1 protein-coding gene is annotated in these 19,525 nt (G+C 58.7%); it reads left to right on the plus strand.

From position 1 onward, the window contains the following. Positions 1-221: 221 nt before the first annotated feature. Positions 222-19,505, plus strand: a complete 19,284-nt coding sequence (locus J3D60_RS22890; RefSeq protein ID WP_253492912.1) for a retention module-containing protein — start codon at positions 222-224, stop codon at positions 19,503-19,505. Positions 19,506-19,525 lie beyond the last annotated feature (20 nt).

Genomic DNA, 19,525 nt, shown 5'->3' on the forward strand with positions numbered 1-19,525 from the left:
CCGCTTAAATATCAATGTGACATTACTGGGCGGATTGTTTAGGATGACGCCCAATAGGTCAATACCTTGACGGAAAAGTAATTTGATGAACCAAACAACAAATTATTGACGCCAAAATAACCACGCAAAATGTAAGTACTCCAGCTATCGATCGGCAAAGAGAAAGAAGCCGGTCTCCATGATGGATACCATTGAACGGTAATACACGGAGAGTCTTTTTTATGAGCAGCGTTGCGGTCGTCAAAAGCATTGTCGGTCAGGTGTTTGCGGTTTCCCCTGAGGGGATTCGTCGTCTGCTTGTAGAAGGGGATCGCTTGTTCGCTGGGGAGCAGATCGACACCGGCCCGGCAGGCGCCGTGTCTCTGGAACTGGCCGACGGCCGTATTCTCGATCTGGGCCGTGACAGCCAGTGGAGCGCAAACGCTCCTGACTCGTCCACCGACCTCAGCGCCGCCACTGCTCAAGCCGCACCGTCTGTTGCTGAACTCCAGCAAGCCATCGCTGCCGGCGCCGACCCGACCCAAGACCTCGAAGCCACTGCCGCCGGCCAAACCGCTGCTGGTTCAGACGGCGGTTCCGTAGGTGGCGGTCACAGCTTTGTTGTGCTGGACGCCACCGCAGGCGTGGTTGACCCCACCATCGGCTACCCGACGACCGGCTTGAATGCCGCTGATGCGGTGAACACTGTTCTCACTGGCGCCGACAATAATGGCGTCGACCCACGCAACGTCACCATCACCCTGACTGCCACGCCAACCATCACCGAAGCCGGTGGTGTTGTAGCCTACACGGTGTTTATCACCCAGGCGCCGACCAGCGACCTCACCGTGACCTTGTCCAACGGCCTCGCTGTCGTGATCGCCGCCGGCCAGACCTCGGGTGTGCTGAACGTCACGTTTGCCGGTAATGACACGCCTTACCTGGACGCTTCGTCGATTTCCGCGACCATCGCCGGTACCTCCGGCGGCGGCAACCTGATCATCACCACCGACCCGACGCCGGCGGTGACGCAGATCAACGACACCATCGACACCACCACCGTCACCCTGACTGCGACTGCATCGGTGGATGAGGGCGGCAAGATCGTCTACACCGCGACGGTGACCAACGCGGCGCAGACCGACGTTGTCATCAAGCTGTCCAACGACCAGACCATTACCATCGAAGCCGGTAAAACCACCGGTACAGTCAGTGTCGACACACCTGCCAACCTGGCGGATGGCAAAGACCTTACCGTCAGCGCCACCATTACCAGTGCCACCGGTGGTAATTACGAGAACCTGGCGATCAATCCTGCGCCGGCCACTTCCACTGTTGTTGCTGTGGATGATCCCAGCGTCTTGGTTGCCGATGCCAACACGATCGTCGAAGATAGCGTCGCTACCGGCAACGTGCTGAGCAATGACAGCGACATTGATAACGTGTTGACTGTCGCGACCTTCAACGTGGCGGGTACCACCTACAACGCGGGCCAGACCGCCATCATTGCAGGCGTGGGCAGCATCACGATTGGTGCCGATGGCGCGTATGCGTTTACGCCGGTCAAGGATTACAGCGGCGAAGTGCCGCAGATTGGCTACACCACCAATACCGGGTCGAGCAGCACGTTGACGGTGACGATTACACCGGTCAACGACGCGCCCGTCATCAGTATTGAGCCGCAAACCCTCGATGAGAACGCCGCTACAGCGGGTACCGTCGCTGGTACTTTCACCGCGACCGATGCAGAAACACCACGCGAAGGGTTGACTGTTTCCTTTACGGGTAACAGCAACGCAGACGGCTACTACGCCATCGTTGATAACAACGTTGTGCTGACTCAGAAAGGTGCGGACTTTGTTAACGCCGGCAATCAACTGCCGAAGATCGATCTGACCGTCACTGACCCTGAAGGCCTGAACTCCAACGGCACCGGTCAACCAACTGTCACTCTGCACAACGATGTGCCGGTCATCAGCGTTTCCCCAGAAACCATCGATGAGAACTCCGCTACGGCGGGTACCGTCGCTGGCCGCTTCACTGCGACCGATGAAGAAACCCCACGCGAAGGTTTGACTGTTTCCTTCACCGGCAGCAGCAACGCAGATGGCTACTACGCCATCGTTGATAACAACGTTGTGCTGACCCAGAAGGGCGCGGATTTTGTTAATGCCGGCAATCAACTGCCGAAGATTGACCTGACCGTCACTGACCCAGAAGGCCTGAACTCCAACGGCACTGGCCAGCCGACCGTCACTTTGCACAACGATGTTCCGGTGATCGCCATTGCGCCAGAAACTATCGATGAAAACTCCGCTACGGCGGGCACCGTCGCTGGCCGCTTCACCGCTACGGACGAAGAAACCCCACGCGAAGGCCTGACTGTTTCCTTCACCGGCAGCAGCAATGCAGATGGCTACTACGCCATCGTTGATAACAACGTTGTGCTGACCCAGAAGGGGGCCGACTTCGTTAACGCCGGCAATCAACTGCCGAAAATCGATCTGACCGTTACCGACCCAGAGGGCGCCAGCTCTAATGGCACCGGCCAGCCGACCGTCACTCTGCACAACGATGTGCCGGTCATCAGCGTTTCCCCAGAAACCATCGATGAAAACTCCGCTACGGCGGGCACCGTCGCTGGCCGCTTCACCGCGACCGACGAAGAAACCCCACGCGAAGGTTTGACTGTTTCCTTCACTGGTAACAGCAATGCTGATGGTTACTACGCCATCGTTGATAACAACGTCGTGCTGACCCAGAAGGGCGCGGATTTTGTTAACGCCGGCAATCAACTGCCGAAGATTGACCTGACTGTCACTGACCCAGAAGGCCTGAACTCCAACGGCACCGGTCAGCCGACCGTCACTCTGCACAACGATGTGCCGGTCATCAGCGTTTCCCCAGAAACCATCGATGAAAACTCCGCTACAGCGGGCACCGTCGCTGGCCGCTTCACCGCTACGGACGAAGAAACCCCACGCGAAGGCCTGACTGTTTCCTTCACCGGCAGCAGCAATGCAGATGGCTACTACGCCATCGTTGATAACAACGTTGTGCTGACCCAGAAGGGGGCCGACTTCGTTAACGCCGGCAATCAACTGCCGAAAATCGATCTGACCGTTACCGACCCAGAGGGCGCCAGCTCTAATGGCACCGGCCAGCCGACCGTCACTCTGCACAACGATGTGCCGGTCATCAGCGTTTCCCCAGAAACCATCGATGAAAACTCCGCTACGGCGGGCACCGTCGCTGGCCGCTTCACCGCGACCGACGAAGAAACCCCACGCGAAGGTTTGACTGTTTCCTTCACTGGTAACAGCAATGCTGATGGTTACTACGCCATCGTTGATAACAACGTCGTGCTGACCCAGAAGGGCGCGGATTTTGTTAACGCCGGCAATCAACTGCCGAAGATTGACCTGACTGTCACTGACCCAGAAGGCCTGAACTCCAACGGCACCGGTCAGCCGACCGTCACTCTGCACAACGATGTGCCGGTCATCAGCGTTTCCCCAGAAACCATCGATGAAAACTCCGCTACAGCGGGCACCGTCGCTGGCCGCTTCACTGCGACCGACGAAGAAACCCCACGCGAAGGCCTGACCGTCTCCTTCACGGGTAACAGCAATGCTGATGGCTACTACAGCCTGTCCGGCAATAACGTTGTACTGACTCAAAAAGGCGCCGACTTCGTTAACGCCGGCAATCAACTGCCGAAGATTGACCTGACCGTCACTGACCCTGAAGGCCTGAACTCCAACGGCACTGGCCAGCCGACCGTTACTCTGCACAACGACGTGCCGGTCATCAGCGTTTCCCCGGAAACCATCGATGAAAACTCCGCCACTGCGGGCACCGTTGCTGGCCGCTTCACTGCGACCGATGAAGAAACGCCTCGCGAAGGCCTGACTGTTTCTTTCACCGGCAACAGCAACGCAGACGGCTACTACACCATCGTTGATAACAACGTTGTGCTGACCCAGAAGGGCGCGGATTTTGTTAACGCCGGTAATCAACTGCCGAAGATTGACCTGACTGTCACTGACCCAGAAGGTCTGAACTCCAACGGCACCGGCCAACCGACCGTCACTCTGCACAACGATGTTCCGGTGATTGCCATTGCGCCAGAAACCATCGATGAGAACTCCGTTACGGCGGGCACCGTTGCTGGCCGCTTCACTGCGACCGACGAAGAAACACCACGCGAAGGTTTGACTGTTTCTTTCACCGGCAACAGCAACGCAGACGGTTACTACACCATCGTTGATAACAACGTTGTGCTGACCCAGAAGGGCGCGGATTTTGTTAACGCCGGTAATCAACTGCCGAAGATTGACCTGACCGTCACTGACCCAGAAGGCGCCAGCTCCAATGGCACCGGCCAGCCGACCGTCACCCTGCACAACGACGTGCCGGTCATCAGCGTTTCCCCAGAAACCATTGATGAGAACTCCGCCACAGCGGGCACCGTCGCTGGCCGCTTCACCGCTACGGACGAAGAAACCCCACGCGAAGGCCTGACTGTTTCCTTCACCGGCAGCAGCAATGCAGATGGCTACTACGCCATCGTTGATAACAACGTTGTGCTGACCCAGAAGGGTGCCGACTTCGTTAACGCCGGCAATCAACTGCCGAAAATCGATCTGACCGTTACCGACCCAGAGGGCGCCAGCTCTAATGGCACCGGCCAGCCGACCGTCACTCTGCACAACGACGTGCCAGTGATCGCCGTTACCCCGGAAACCATTGATGAGAACTCCGCTACGGCGGGCACCGTCGCTGGCCGCTTCACCGCGACCGATGAAGAAACCCCACGCGAAGGCCTGACTGTTTCCTTCACCGGCAGCAGCAATGCAGATGGCTACTACGCCATCGTTGATAACAACGTTGTGCTGACCCAGAAGGGCGCGGATTTTGTTAATGCCGGCAATCAACTGCCGAAAATCGATCTGACCGTTACCGACCCAGAGGGCGCCAGCTCTAATGGCACCGGCCAGCCGACCGTCACTCTGCACAACGATGTGCCGGTCATCAGCGTTTCCCCAGAAACCATCGATGAAAACTCCGCTACGGCGGGCACCGTCGCTGGCCGCTTCACCGCGACCGACGAAGAAACCCCACGCGAAGGTTTGACTGTTTCCTTCACTGGTAACAGCAATGCTGATGGTTACTACGCCATCGTTGATAACAACGTCGTGCTGACCCAGAAGGGCGCGGATTTTGTTAACGCCGGCAATCAACTGCCGAAGATCGATCTGACCGTCACTGACCCTGAAGGCCTGAACTCCAACGGCACTGGCCAGCCGACCGTTACTCTGCACAACGACGTGCCGGTCATCAGCGTTTCCCCGGAAACCATCGATGAAAACTCCGCCACTGCGGGCACCGTTGCTGGCCGCTTCACCGCGACCGATGAAGAAACCCCACGCGAAGGCCTGACCGTCTCCTTCACGGGTAACAGCAATGCTGATGGCTACTACAGCCTGTCCGGCAACAACGTTGTACTGACGCAAAAAGGTGCTGACTTCGTTAACGCCGGCAATCAACTGCCGAAGATTGACCTGACCGTCACTGACCCTGAAGGCCTGAACTCCAACGGCACTGGCCAGCCGACCGTTACTCTGCACAACGACGTGCCGGTCATCAGCGTTTCCCCAGAAACCATCGATGAAAACTCCGCTACGGCGGGCACCGTCGCTGGCCGCTTCACCGCTACGGACGAAGAAACCCCACGCGAAGGCCTGACTGTTTCCTTCACCGGCAACAGCAATGCCGACGGCTACTACGCCATCGTTGATAACAACGTCGTGTTGACCCAGAAGGGCGCTGACTTCGTTAACGCCGGCAATCAACTGCCGAAGATTGACCTGACCGTCACTGACCCTGAAGGCCTGAACTCCAACGGCACTGGCCAGCCGACCGTTACTCTGCACAACGACGTGCCGGTCATCAGCGTTTCCCCGGAAACCATCGATGAAAACTCCGCCACTGCGGGCACCGTTGCTGGCCGCTTCACCGCGACCGATGAAGAAACCCCACGCGAAGGCCTGACCGTCTCCTTCACGGGTAACAGCAATGCTGATGGCTACTACAGCCTGTCCGGCAACAACGTTGTACTGACGCAAAAAGGTGCTGACTTCGTTAACGCCGGCAATCAACTGCCGAAGATTGACCTGACCGTCACTGACCCTGAAGGCCTGAACTCCAACGGCACTGGCCAGCCGACCGTTACTCTGCACAACGACGTGCCGGTCATCAGCGTTTCCCCGGAAACCATCGATGAAAACTCCGCTACTGCGGGTACCGTCGCTGGCCGCTTCACCGCTACGGACGAAGAAACCCCACGCGAAGGCCTGACTGTTTCCTTCACCGGCAACAGCAATGCCGACGGCTACTACGCCATCGTTGATAACAACGTCGTGCTGACCCAGAAGGGCGCGGACTTCGTTAACGTCGGCAATCAACTGCCGAAGATTGACCTGACTGTCACTGACCCAGAAGGCCTGAACTCCAACGGCACCGGTCAGCCGACCGTCACTCTGCACAACGATGTGCCGGTCATCAGCGTTTCCCCAGAAACCATCGATGAAAACTCCGCTACGGCGGGCACCGTCGCTGGCCGCTTCACCGCTACGGACGAAGAAACCCCACGCGAAGGCCTGACTGTTTCCTTCACCGGCAACAGCAATGCCGACGGCTACTACGCCATCGTTGATAACAACGTCGTGCTGACCCAGAAGGGCGCGGACTTCGTTAACGCCGGCAATCAACTGCCGAAGATTGACCTGACTGTCACTGACCCAGAAGGCCTGAACTCCAACGGCACCGGTCAGCCGACCGTCACTCTGCACAACGATGTGCCGGTCATCAGCGTTTCCCCGGAAACCATCGATGAAAACTCCGCTACTGCGGGTACCGTCGCTGGCCGCTTCACCGCTACGGACGAAGAAACCCCACGCGAAGGCCTGACTGTTTCCTTCACCGGCAACAGCAATGCCGACGGCTACTACGCCATCGTTGATAACAACGTCGTGCTGACCCAGAAGGGCGCGGACTTCGTTAACGCCGGCAATCAACTGCCGAAGATTGACCTGACTGTCACTGACCCAGAAGGCCTGAACTCCAACGGCACCGGTCAGCCGACCGTCACTCTGCACAACGATGTGCCGGTCATCAGCGTTTCCCCAGAAACCATCGATGAAAACTCCGCTACAGCGGGCACCGTCGCTGGCCGCTTCACTGCGACCGACGAAGAAACCCCACGCGAAGGCCTGACCGTCTCCTTCACGGGTAACAGCAATGCTGATGGCTACTACAGCCTGTCCGGCAATAACGTTGTACTGACTCAAAAAGGCGCCGACTTCGTTAACGCCGGCAATCAATTGCCGAAAATCGATCTGACCGTCACTGACCCTGAAGGCCTGAACTCCAACGGCACCGGTCAACCAACTGTCACTCTGCACAACGATGTGCCGGTCATCAGTGTCGCCCCGGAAACTATCGATGAAAACTCCGCTACTGCGGGCACCGTCGCTGGCCGCTTCACCGCGACCGACGAAGAAACCCCACGCGAAGGCCTGACTGTCTCCTTCACCGGCAACAGCAACGCAGACGGCTACTACAGCCTGTCCGGCAATAACGTTGTACTGACTCAAAAAGGTGCCGACTTCGTCAACGCCGGCAATCAACTGCCGAAAATCGACCTGACCGTCACCGACCCAGAAGGCGCCAGCTCCAACGGCACCGGTCAACCAACCGTCACCCTGGTCGACGACACCCCAACCGCCGCCGATAACCATATCGAGAGCAACGAAGACACCCCAATCGAGCTGACCTGGGGGACTTTTGGCGTACACGATGAGGATTCCACGAGTCCGGCAGTGGTGTTCACCAGCCTGCCTGCCGGTTCCATCGAATACAAAGTCAACGGTGAGTGGGTCAAGCTCACCACGGCCGATCTGAAAACCGACACCTCGCCGGGCAAGGCCTTCACCCAGGCTGACTTCGATAACCACGACGTGCGTTACAGCCCGGCGGCCAATGAGTCGGGCGACAACAGCTTCGGCGGCACCGGCGTGGGTAACAAGCAAGGCGATTACACCGAGCTGAAGTTCCAGGCGACTGACGGCAACTCCTACAGCGAGACCAAAACCATCACCGTGGATATCCACCCGGTGACGGATGTGCCAATCCTGAACATCGGCCAAGTGCCAACCGGTTTGACCATTCAAACCTGGACCGGCAGCAACCTGCCAGGTGCCTTGGGCACCAATGGCCAAGGCGTCACCGAGTCCAGCACCCTGATTAAGGTGATCAACGCCCAAACCGCTGATAGCGCAGCCTCCACAGGCGTGACCAGCAATGTGAGCAACGGGAATGTGGCCGAAGGCACCGCGACCAAAGTGTCGGGCCTGGTTTACCTGGAAGCCGGCCAGAGCTACACCTTCACCGGTACTGCCGACGATAGCCTGGCAATCACCGTGGGCGGGAAGCTGGTCGCTTCCGAGACCTGGAGCCAGGGCAACGGGATTGGCGGGTCGTCCTATACGCCGACCGAGTCGGGTTATTACACCCTCGACATCTACCACTACAACCAGAACGGTCCGGGCAACTACGACGTCAACGTGTCGATCAACAACGGCCCGTCGGTGTCGCTGGGCAGCAGCGGTGTGCAGACCTACACCAGTGCAGCAGCATTGGAAGCCGCCGGCATGGTGCTCGGTGACAGCCATGTGGTGAATGGCGAAGGCTATTACACCGGCAACGTCTACAACCACGGCCTGGAAGACACCGCGATCAAGATCGCGCCGATTACTGCCACGTTTGTCGACAACGACGGCTCGGAAGCCCATAAGGTTGAAATCAGCGGCTTGCCGGAAGGCGCCGTACTCACCGATGGCACCACGGGCCATAGCATCGTCTCGACCGGCGCGAACACGCTGTACGACGTGAGCACCTGGAACCTGAGCACCCTGACCGTTACACCGTTCAAGGATTCCACGGCCAGTTTCGACCTGACCGTGACGGCTACGGCCAAAGAGTTGAGCACCAACGTTGAAGAAGTCACGACCGGCAAAATCAGCATCGTGGTCACGGCGGTCGATGACGCCCCGGTATTGGGTAACGGTTCGACCAACGCATTTGGCGACACCTACATCGAAGGCAAGCCAGGCGGCTACGTTGCCGCGAACCTGACCATCACCGACGTCGACAGCGACACCCTGAAAAGCGCCAAAGTTACGCTGGTCAATCACTTGACCGACGACGTACTGATCGCAGATGTCAGCAACACCAAAATCACCGTCAACTATGACAAGGGCACTGGCGTACTGACCCTGTCCGGCGAAGCCACGAAGGCTGAATACCAGGAAGTCCTGCGTTCTGTGCACTTCGCCAGCGAAAGCGAAGACCCGAGCCCGGCCAATCGCAACCTGACCATCACCGTGAACGACGGCCATTCGGACTCGGCGCCGGTGACCTCCGTGGTCTACGTGGTTCCGGTCAACGATAAACCGGTGGTCAGTTTTGACAGCACCACGTTTGTCGAGCAAAAAGCGGCGGTGGCACTGGTCGACAACCTGAGCATCACAGACGTAGACAACAAAACCTTCAGCAAAGTGGTGGTCACGGTTGATCATCTGGTGTCCGGTGACCTGCTCAGCAATGCCGACGTGCTCAAGGCGCTCGCCATTGCCGGTATCACCATCACCGAAAGCGGCAGCGCCGCCGATGGAAAAATCATCTACACCCTGACCAGCAACTCGCCAGCCGGTAGCAGCGCTGCCGACTTCATCAAGCTGGTTGAAGCGATCACCTTCCAGGCCCCGGGTAACAATCCGGTTGGCACTGATCGCACTGTCACTATCGACGTCACCGATAACGGTGGCGGTAACCTCGACCGTGAGCCGCCGGAAACCGCCAGCGCCACTGGCAAGGTCACCGTCGAGCTGTTCAACGACGCCCCGACGGCATCGGCTGCCTCTGCAGGCGCTGACGAAGACCATGCGGCCAAGATCGTCCTGAGCGGCGCTGATGTGGACGGCACCGTCGCCAACTTCGTCATCAAGACGTTGCCGGATAACGGCAAGCTGTACAGTGACGCCAGCCTGACAACCGAACTCAAAGTCGGCGATTCGGTACCCGCGGGTGCCGATGGCAAGGCGGCGGTCTACTTCTCCCCGACTGCTGACTGGAGCGGCACAACGTCGGTCACCTTCACGGCGGTCGACAATGGCGGTAAAGCCAGCGCTGAAACCACTGCCCCAGTGACGATCGCTCCGGTCACCGACGCGCCGTACCTGAACCTGCTCGGTGGCGGCACCGTCACCTCGATCAACTTCGACAGCGCGCACCTCAACGGTTCGTGGAGCACCGTCGCTGTCGGCGATGCCAACAATGTGGCCGGCAACGGCGCCACTCCAGCCACCCAATGGTTGACCGGCAATAGCGACGGCAAAGTCGAAATCGGCCAAAGCAGCATTTATGGCGTAGAGACCCCAGGCAACAGCCAGGTCATCGAACTCGAGAAAAATGCCGGCGACGACGCCAGCCTTTACACCATCATCAAGGCCGAAAGCGGCACGGCGTACAGCATTTCGGTGGACTACTCCCCGCGCGCCGGGGCTGAGACCAATTCGGTCATCGACGTGTTCTGGGGCGGCGTCAAAGTCGGCACCCTGGACACCACCGTCGTTGGCATGAAGACCTACACCTTCGTGGTGCCGGTCACCGCTGACGGTGATGCCAAGCTTGAATTCAAGGCCCCGGCCGGCGAGACCAACAACTCCCTCGGCGGCGTGTTGGACAACATCAGCGTCACCCAGGTGCTGAACACCGGCCTGGAAGACCACGCCATCAAATTGTCGGCCATCGACGCTTACGCCACCGACAAGGATGGCTCGGAGACGCTCAAGCTGGAAATCAGCGGTATTCCAGAAGGCGCGACCATCACCGATGGCAAAACGGGCCATACGTTTACTGCCAGCGCTGACGTTCACAGTGTCGACATCAGCCTGTGGGACAAGGCCACTCTGGTCTTCACCCCGGCACAAAACGCCAATGGCCTGGTGAACCTCACGGTGACCGCCACTGCGCAGGATGGCGATGCTGCTGCGGTTTCCAAGTCGATCACGCTGCCGATCAATGTGATTGCGGTCAACGATCTGCCCGTCATAGATGTCGTGGCGAACCCGCTGCAGGAAGGTGCCGTGGCTGAAGGCACCGTTGCCGGTCACTTTACCGTCAGCGATGTCGAGACACCGGTTGCTGAGCTGAAAGTCGGCTTCACCGGCGACAGCAACAAAGATGGCTACTACACCCTTCTTGGCAATGCCGTGGTGTTGACCCTGGCGGGTGCAAACTTCGTCAACGCGGGTAATAAGCTGCCTGCGATTGATCTGACCGTGATCGATGCCGATAAAGGCAGCTCGCACGCTACTGCCACGCCGGATGTGACGTTGGTAAACGACGTGCCGCTGATCAGTGTCGCGCCCGTCACCATCGACGAGAACTCTGCTACAGCGGGCACCGTCGCTGGCCGCTTCACTGCGACTGATGAAGAAACGCCACGCGAAGGTTTGACTGTTTCCTTCACCGGCAACAGCAACGTAGACGGTTACTACAGCCTGTCCGGCAACAACGTTGTACTGACGCAGAAGGGCGCTGACTTCGTTAACGCCGGCAATCAACTGCCGAAGATTGATCTGACGGTTACCGATCCAGAGGGGCTCAGCTCCAATGGCACTGGTCAGCCTACTGTCACCTTGCATAACGACGTGCCGGTGATCAGCGTCGCACCGGTCACCCTTGACGAGAACTCTGCTACTGCGGGCACCGTCGCTGGCCGCTTCACTGCGACTGATGAAGAAACACCACGCGAAGGCCTGACTGTCTCCTTCACCGGCAACAGCAACGTAGACGGTTACTACAGTCTGTCTGGCAACAACGTTGTACTGACGCAAAAAGGTGCTGACTTCGTTAACGCCGGCAATCAACTGCCGAAGATTGATCTGACGGTTACCGATCCTGAGGGGCTTAGCTCCAATGGCACTGGTCAGCCTACTGTCACTCTGCATAACGACGTGCCGGTCATCAGCGTTTCCCCAGAAACCATCGACGAGAACTCCGCTACAGCGGGTACCGTCGCAGGCCGTTTCACCGCGACCGATGAAGAAACGTCTCGCGAAGGCCTGACTGTTTCCTTTACGGGCAACAGCAACGCAGACGGCTACTACAGCCTGTCCGGCAACAACGTTGTGCTGACCGAGAAGGGCGCTGACTTCGTTAACGCCGGCAATCAACTGCCGAAGATTGATCTGACGGTTACCGATCCAGAGGGGCTCAGCTCCAATGGCACTGGTCAGCCGACCGTCACTCTGCACAACGACGTGCCGGTGATCAGCGTCGCGCCAGTCACCATTGATGAGAACTCTGCTACTGCGGGTACCGTCGCTGGCCGCTTCACCGCGACCGATGAAGAAACACCACGCGAAGGCCTGACTGTCTCCTTCACCGGCAACAGCAACGCAGACGGCTACTACGCCATCGTTGATAACAACGTCGTGCTGACCCAGAAGGGCGCTGACTTTGTTAACGCTGGCAATCAACTGCCGAAGATTGATCTGACGGTTACCGATCCTGAGGGGCTCAGCTCCAATGGCACTGGTCAACCGACCGTCACGTTGCACAACGACGTGCCAGTGATCAGCGTCGCACCAGTCACCATCGACGAGAACTCTGCTACAGCGGGCACCGTCGCTGGCCGCTTCACTGCGACCGATGAAGAAACAGCACGCGAAGGTTTGACTGTTTCCTTTACGGGCAACAGCAACGTAGACGGTTACTACAGCCTCTCCGGCAACAACGTTGTACTGACGCAAAAAGGTGCTGATTTCGTTAATGCCGGCAATCAACTGCCGAAGATTGATCTGACGGTTACCGATCCAGAGGGGCTTAGTTCCAATGGCACCGGCCAACCGACCGTTACTCTGCACAACGACGTGCCGGTCATCAGCGTCGCGCCAGTCACCATCGACGAGAACTCTGCTACTGCGGGCACCGTCGCTGGCCGCTTCACCGCGACCGATGAAGAAACGCCGCGCGCGGGTCTGACGATCACCTTCACCGGCAACAGCAACGTAGACGGTTACTACAGTCTGTCTGGCAACAACGTTGTACTGACGCAAAAAGGTGCTGACTTCGTTAACGCCGGCAATCAACTGCCGAAGATTGATCTGACGGTTACCGATCCTGAGGGGCTTAGCTCCAATGGCACTGGTCAGCCTACTGTCACTCTGCATAACGACGTGCCGGTCATCAGCGTTTCCCCAGAAACCATCGACGAGAACTCCGCTACAGCGGGTACCGTCGCAGGCCGTTTCACCGCGACCGATGAAGAAACGTCTCGCGAAGGCCTGACTGTTTCCTTTACGGGCAACAGCAACGCAGACGGCTACTACAGCCTGTCCGGCAACAACGTTGTGCTGACTCAGAAAGGTGCGGATTTTGTTAACGCCGGCAATCAACTGCCGAAGATTGACCTGACGGTTACCGATCCAGAGGGGCTTAGCTCCAATGGCACTGGTCAGCCTACTGTCACTCTGCATAACGACGTGCCGGTCATCAGCGTTTCCCCAGAAACCATCGACGAGAACTCTGCTACTGCGGGCACCGTCGCTGGCCGCTTCACCGCGACCGATGAAGAAACGCCGCGCGCGGGTCTGACGATCACCTTCACCGGCAACAGCAACGTAGACGGTTACTACAGTCTGTCTGGCAACAACGTTGTACTGACGCAAAAAGGTGCTGACTTCGTTAACGCCGGCAATCAACTGCCGAAAATTGATCTGACGGTTACCGATCCAGAGGGGCTCAGCTCCAATGGCACTGGTCAGCCGACGGTCACGCTGCATAACGACGTGCCGGTCATCAGCGTTGCCCCTGAAACCATCGATGAGAACTCCGCTACGGCGGGCACCGTTGCTGGCCGCTTCACTGCGACTGATGAAGAAACGCCACGCGAAGGTTTGACGGTTTCCTTCACCGGCAACAGCAATGCCGACGGCTACTACGCCATCGTTGATAACAACGTTGTACTGACGCAGAAGGGCGCTGACTTTGTTAACGCCGGCAATCAACTGCCGAAGATTGATCTGACGGTTACCGACCCTGAGGGGCTCAGCTCCAATGGCACTGGTCAGCCTACTGTCACCTTGCATAACGACGTGCCAGTGATCAGCGTCGCGCCAGTCACCATCGATGAGAACTCTGCTACTGCGGGCACCGTCGCTGGTCGTTTCACCGCGACTGACGAAGAAACCCCGCGCGAAGGCCTGACTGTTTCCTTTACTGGAAACAGCAACGTGGATGGCTACTACAGCCTGTCCGGCAATAACGTTGTACTGACGCAAAAAGGTGCCGACTTCGTTAACGCTGGCAATCAACTGCCGAAGATCGACCTGACGGTTACCGATCCTGAGGGGCTCAGCTCCAATGGCACTGGTCAACCGACTGTCACCTTGCATAACGACGTGCCGGTCATCAGCGTCGCGCCAGTCACCATCGACGAGAACTCTGCTACTGCGGGTACCGTCGCTGGCCGCTTCACTGCGACTGACGAAGAAACCCCACGCGAAGGTTTGACTGTTTCCTTTACTGGAAACAGCAACGTGGATGGCTACTACAGCCTGTCCGGCAACAACGTTGTGTTGACCCAGAAGGGCGCCGACTTCGTTAACGCCGGCAATCAACTGCCGAAAATCGACCTGACCGTCACCGACCCTGATGGCGCCAGTTCCAACGGCACCGGCCAGCCGACGGTCACTCTGCACAACGACATCCCGGTGATCACCATCGCGGCCAATACCCTCGATGAGAACGCCGCTAAGGCGGGCACTGTCGCCGGTACCTTCACGGCCTCCGACGAAGAAACGCCGCGCGCGGGTCTGACGATCACCTTCACCGGCAACAGCAACGTAGACGGTTACTACAGTCTGTCTGGCAACAACGTTGTACTGACGCAAAAAGGTGCTGACTTCGTCAACGCCGGCAATCAACTGCCGAAGATCGACCTGACTGTCACCGACCCTGAAGGCTTGAACTCTCACAGCACTGGCCAGCCGACCGTCACCCTGCACAACGACATCCCGGTGATCACCATCGCGGCCAATACCCTCGATGAGAACGCCGCTAAGGCGGGCACTGTCGCCGGTACCTTCACGGCCTCCGACGAAGAAACGCCGCGCGCGGGTCTGACGATCACTTTCACCGGTAACAGCAACGTAGACGGCTACTACAGCCTGTCCGGTAACAACATTGTGCTGACCCAGAAGGGCGCGGACTTCGTCAACGCCGGCAATCAACTGCCGAAGATCGACCTGACTGTCACCGACCCTGAAGGCTTGAACTCTCACAGCACTGGGCAGCCGACCGTCATCCTGCACAACGACGTGCCGGTCATCAGCGTCGCGCCAGTCACCATCGACGAGAACTCTGCTACTGCGGGCACCGTCGCTGGCCGCTTCACTGCGACTGATGAAGAAACACCACGCGAAGGTTTGACTGTTTCCTTTACTGGAAACAGCAATGTGGATGGCTACTACAGCCTGTCCGGCAACAACGTTGTGTTGACCCAGAAGGGCGCCGACTTCGTTAACGCCGGCAATCAACTGCCGAAGATCGACCTGACTGTCACTGACCCTGAAGGCTTGAACTCTCACAGCACTGGGCAGCCGACTGTCATCCTGCACAACGATGTGCCGGTGATCAGCATCGCGGCCAATACCCTCGATGAGAACGCTGCTAAAGCGGGCACTGTCGCCGGTACCTTCACGGCCTCCGACGAAGAAACGCCGCGCGCGGGTCTGACGATCACTTTCACCGGCAACAGCAACGTAGACGGCTACTACAGCCTGTCCGGTAACAACATTGTGCTGACCCAGAAGGGCGCGGACTTCGTCAACGCCGGCAATCAACTGCCGAAGATCGACCTGACCGTCACCGACCCTGAAGGGCTGAACTCCCACAGCACCGGGCAGCCGACCGTGATTTTGGTCGACGACACTCCAACCGCCAGCAACGGCTACATCCAGAGCAACGAAGACACCTCGGTCGAACTGACCTGGGCCACCTTCGGCGTCAAGGATGAAGACTCCGCTAACCCGAAAGTGGTGTTCACCAGCCTGCCTGCCGGCGCCATCGAGTACAACGTCAACGGCACGTGGGTCAAACTCACCACCAACGATCTGAAGACCGATACCTCGGCGGGCAAGTCGTTCAGCCAGGCTGACTTCGATAACCACAATGTGCGTTACACCCCGGCAGCCAACGAGTCGGGCGACAACAGCTTCGGCGGCACCGGCGTGGGTAACATGCAAGGCGATTACACCCAGCTGAAGTTCCAGGCTACCGATGGCAACTCCTACAGCGACACCAAGACCATCACTGTGGATATCCACCCGGTGACGGACGTTCCGGTCGTGACGGTCGGCGCATTCGGCGCTGTGCCGACAGGCTTGACCATTCAAACCTGGACCGGCGGCACCCTGCGCACTGATTTGGGGACCAACGGTAACGGTGTGGTCAACTCCAGTGACCTGATCAAGGTGATCGACGCCAAGATCGCTGCGAGCGCTGTCTCTACGGGTGTGACCAGCAGTGTCAGCAACAGTAACGTGGCGGATGGCACCGCGACCAAGGTCTCTGGCCTGATCTATCTGGAAGCCGGCAAGAGCTACACCTTCACCGGTACGGCCGATGACAGCCTGGCAATCACTGTAGGCGGCAAGTTGGTCGCCAGCGAGACCTGGAGCAAGGGCAGCGCGATTACCGGGACGGCCTATACGCCGACCGAGTCGGGCTATTACACCCTCGATATCTACCACTACAACCAGGCTGGCGCGGGCAACTACGACGTCAATGTGTCGATCAACAATGGCCCGTCGATGTCGCTGGGCAACAGCGGCGTGCAGACCTACACCAGCGTGGACGCGTTGAAAGCGGCCGGTGCGGTCCTCGGTGACAGCCACGTGGTCAACGGCGAAGGCTATTACACCGGCTACGTCTACAACCGTGGGCCGGAAGACACCGCCATCAAGGTCGCGCCGATTACCACCACGTTTGTCGACAACGACGGTTCGGAATCCCACAAGGTGGAAATCAGCGGCTTGCCGGCAGGCACCGTGATTACCGACGGCACCACGGGGCACAGCATCACCTCGACTGGCGCAACCACGCTGTACGATGTCAGCACCTGGAACCTGAAAACCCTGACGGTTACACCGTTCAAGGACTCCACCGCCAGTTTTGATCTGACCGTGAAAGCGACGGCCAAAGAGTTGAGCACCGGCGTTGAAGCGGTGACCACTGGCAAAGTGAGCATCGTGGTCACTGCGGTCAATGACGCGCCAACCCTGGACCTCAGCACCGTCGACGGCTCTGTTGCCACTGGCTTCAGCACCTCGTACACCGAACGCGGCACCAACGGCGTTGCGATTACCGGCAATGTGGCCATCGCTGACGTCGACAGCACCCAGATGCAAAGTGCGACCATCACCCTGAAAAACGCCAGTTCGGGTGACGTGCTCAGCTCCAACCTGGTGGCAGTGGGCGGTACCTACAAAGGCGTCACCGTGACCAGCGTCGGCACCGACGTCAGCGGCAAGATCGTGCTGACCCTGTCGGGTGTGGCGGATGCTGCGACCTACAAGGCGCTGCTCGAGTCGTTCCAGTATTCCAGCACCAGCAAGTACCCGGCCATTGGTGACCGCACCATCGACATCGCCGTGACTGACAATGAAGGCAGCAACAGCCTGAGTTCGTCAGTGGCGACGACGACCATCACGGTCAAGCCCCAGGTCTACACCCCTGTCACGGAAGGCGGTGCGGCGGCGGATACCATCGACCTGGGCTCCAGCTCGGCCAACAACATCGTGGTCGGCGACAAGGGCGGTATCACCACCCCGGGCAGCAACTACAACATCGCGTTTATCGTCGACACCTCGGGCAGTATCGGGTCGAGTGCGATGTCGTCGATCAAAACCCAGCTCTCCAGCATTTTCGATACCTTGATCGCCAACGCCAAGCTGACGGGGTCGGGTGTGGTGAAAGTGCTGCTGGTCGACTTCGATACCAAGGTTGAATCCCAAGTGTCGGTCAACCTGGCCGACCAGGCTGCCGCCAAGGCTGCCTTGCAGGCCGTGTTGAATAATATGGCCTCCAACCCGAGCGACGTGACCAACTACCAGGATGCCTTCAACGCGGCGACGGCCTGGTTCAAGAGCAGTGACGCCACCAGCAACGCCGGTGCAAAAAACCTGACGTATTTCATTACCGATGGTGAGCCGAATGTCTACAACGCCACGTATGACAACATCAGCCTGGGGTATACCAGCTCCTGGTGGGGGTCCAACGTTACCTTTGACAACAAGGTCAACGGCTACACCTACACCCTGGGCCAGACGACTCCGGTCACCGCAACGATCTATGGCCAGACGCAGGTCATCGTCGACAAGGACGGCAAGGTCTACTCGTACGACTCGTACGGCACCAAGACCTTTGAAGGTTATGTTGTGTCTGACGGCCGCGGTGGTTTCGACGTCGCGGGCGCTGCCGGCAACTCCGGCCGTTATGACTACGCGCTGGAAAACGCCAAGGCCGCTTACACGGCGTTGACGACTGCGGTCTCGGGCGGTGTTGAAGTACAAGCCATCGGCCTGGGCAACAACGTCGATAAGGACATGCTCCAGAAGTACTTCGATACCGACAAGACGGTCAGCACGATCGACACCGCGAAACTGGCGGATACCATCACCGGCCATACCGCCGATGCGGGTGCCGACAGCGTTTCCGGCGGTTCGGGCAATGACATCATCTTCGGTGACCTGATCAGCTACAAAGGCCAGGAAGGCAGTGCGGCACTCAAGGCGTTCGCCGCCGAGAAGCTGTCCACCACCGTCGACCAGATCGATGACCGCACCTTGCATCAGTACATCACCGAGCATGTGCAGGACGTCGGTGCACTGGCCAACGCGTCGAACATCTATGGCACCAATGATGGCGGCGACACCCTGATCGGCAATGCCGGCAACGACATCCTGTTCGGCCAGGGCGGCAACGACACCCTCTCCGGCGGTGCCGGCAACGACATCCTGGTGGGCGGCAAGGGTAACGACATCCTGACCGGCGGCGCGGGTGCCGATACCTTTGTGTGGCTCAAAGGCGACACCAACACCAACGGCGGCTTTGATCGCATCACGGACTTCAAGCACGGCGAAGGCGACAAGCTGGACCTGTCCGATTTGCTCCAGGGCAATAACGACAACAACTTGTCCAGCTACTTGAAGCTGACCACCGACTCGTCGGGTAATTCGACGTTGAGCGTCAGCAGCACCGGGTCGTTCACGGCGTCGGGTGGCGGCACGGCTGATGTCACCATCAAAGTCGATGGCGCCAACTGGGGGGCTGGCAGCTCCGCGATCAACAACCTGATCGCGGGTGGCGACTTGACCGTCAAACACCACGACTGATCACCCACGGGGCGTCAATC

Source organism: Pseudomonas sp. S3E17 (assembly GCF_024168685.1).
Taxonomy (GTDB): domain Bacteria; phylum Pseudomonadota; class Gammaproteobacteria; order Pseudomonadales; family Pseudomonadaceae; genus Aquipseudomonas; species Aquipseudomonas marginalis.

Bases quoted from the DNA above. Each gene is read 5' to 3' on its own strand.
- J3D60_RS22890 (WP_253492912.1), top strand. From the start codon at position 222: ATGAGCAGCGTTGCGGTCGTCAAAAGCATTGTCGGTCAGGTGTTTGCG.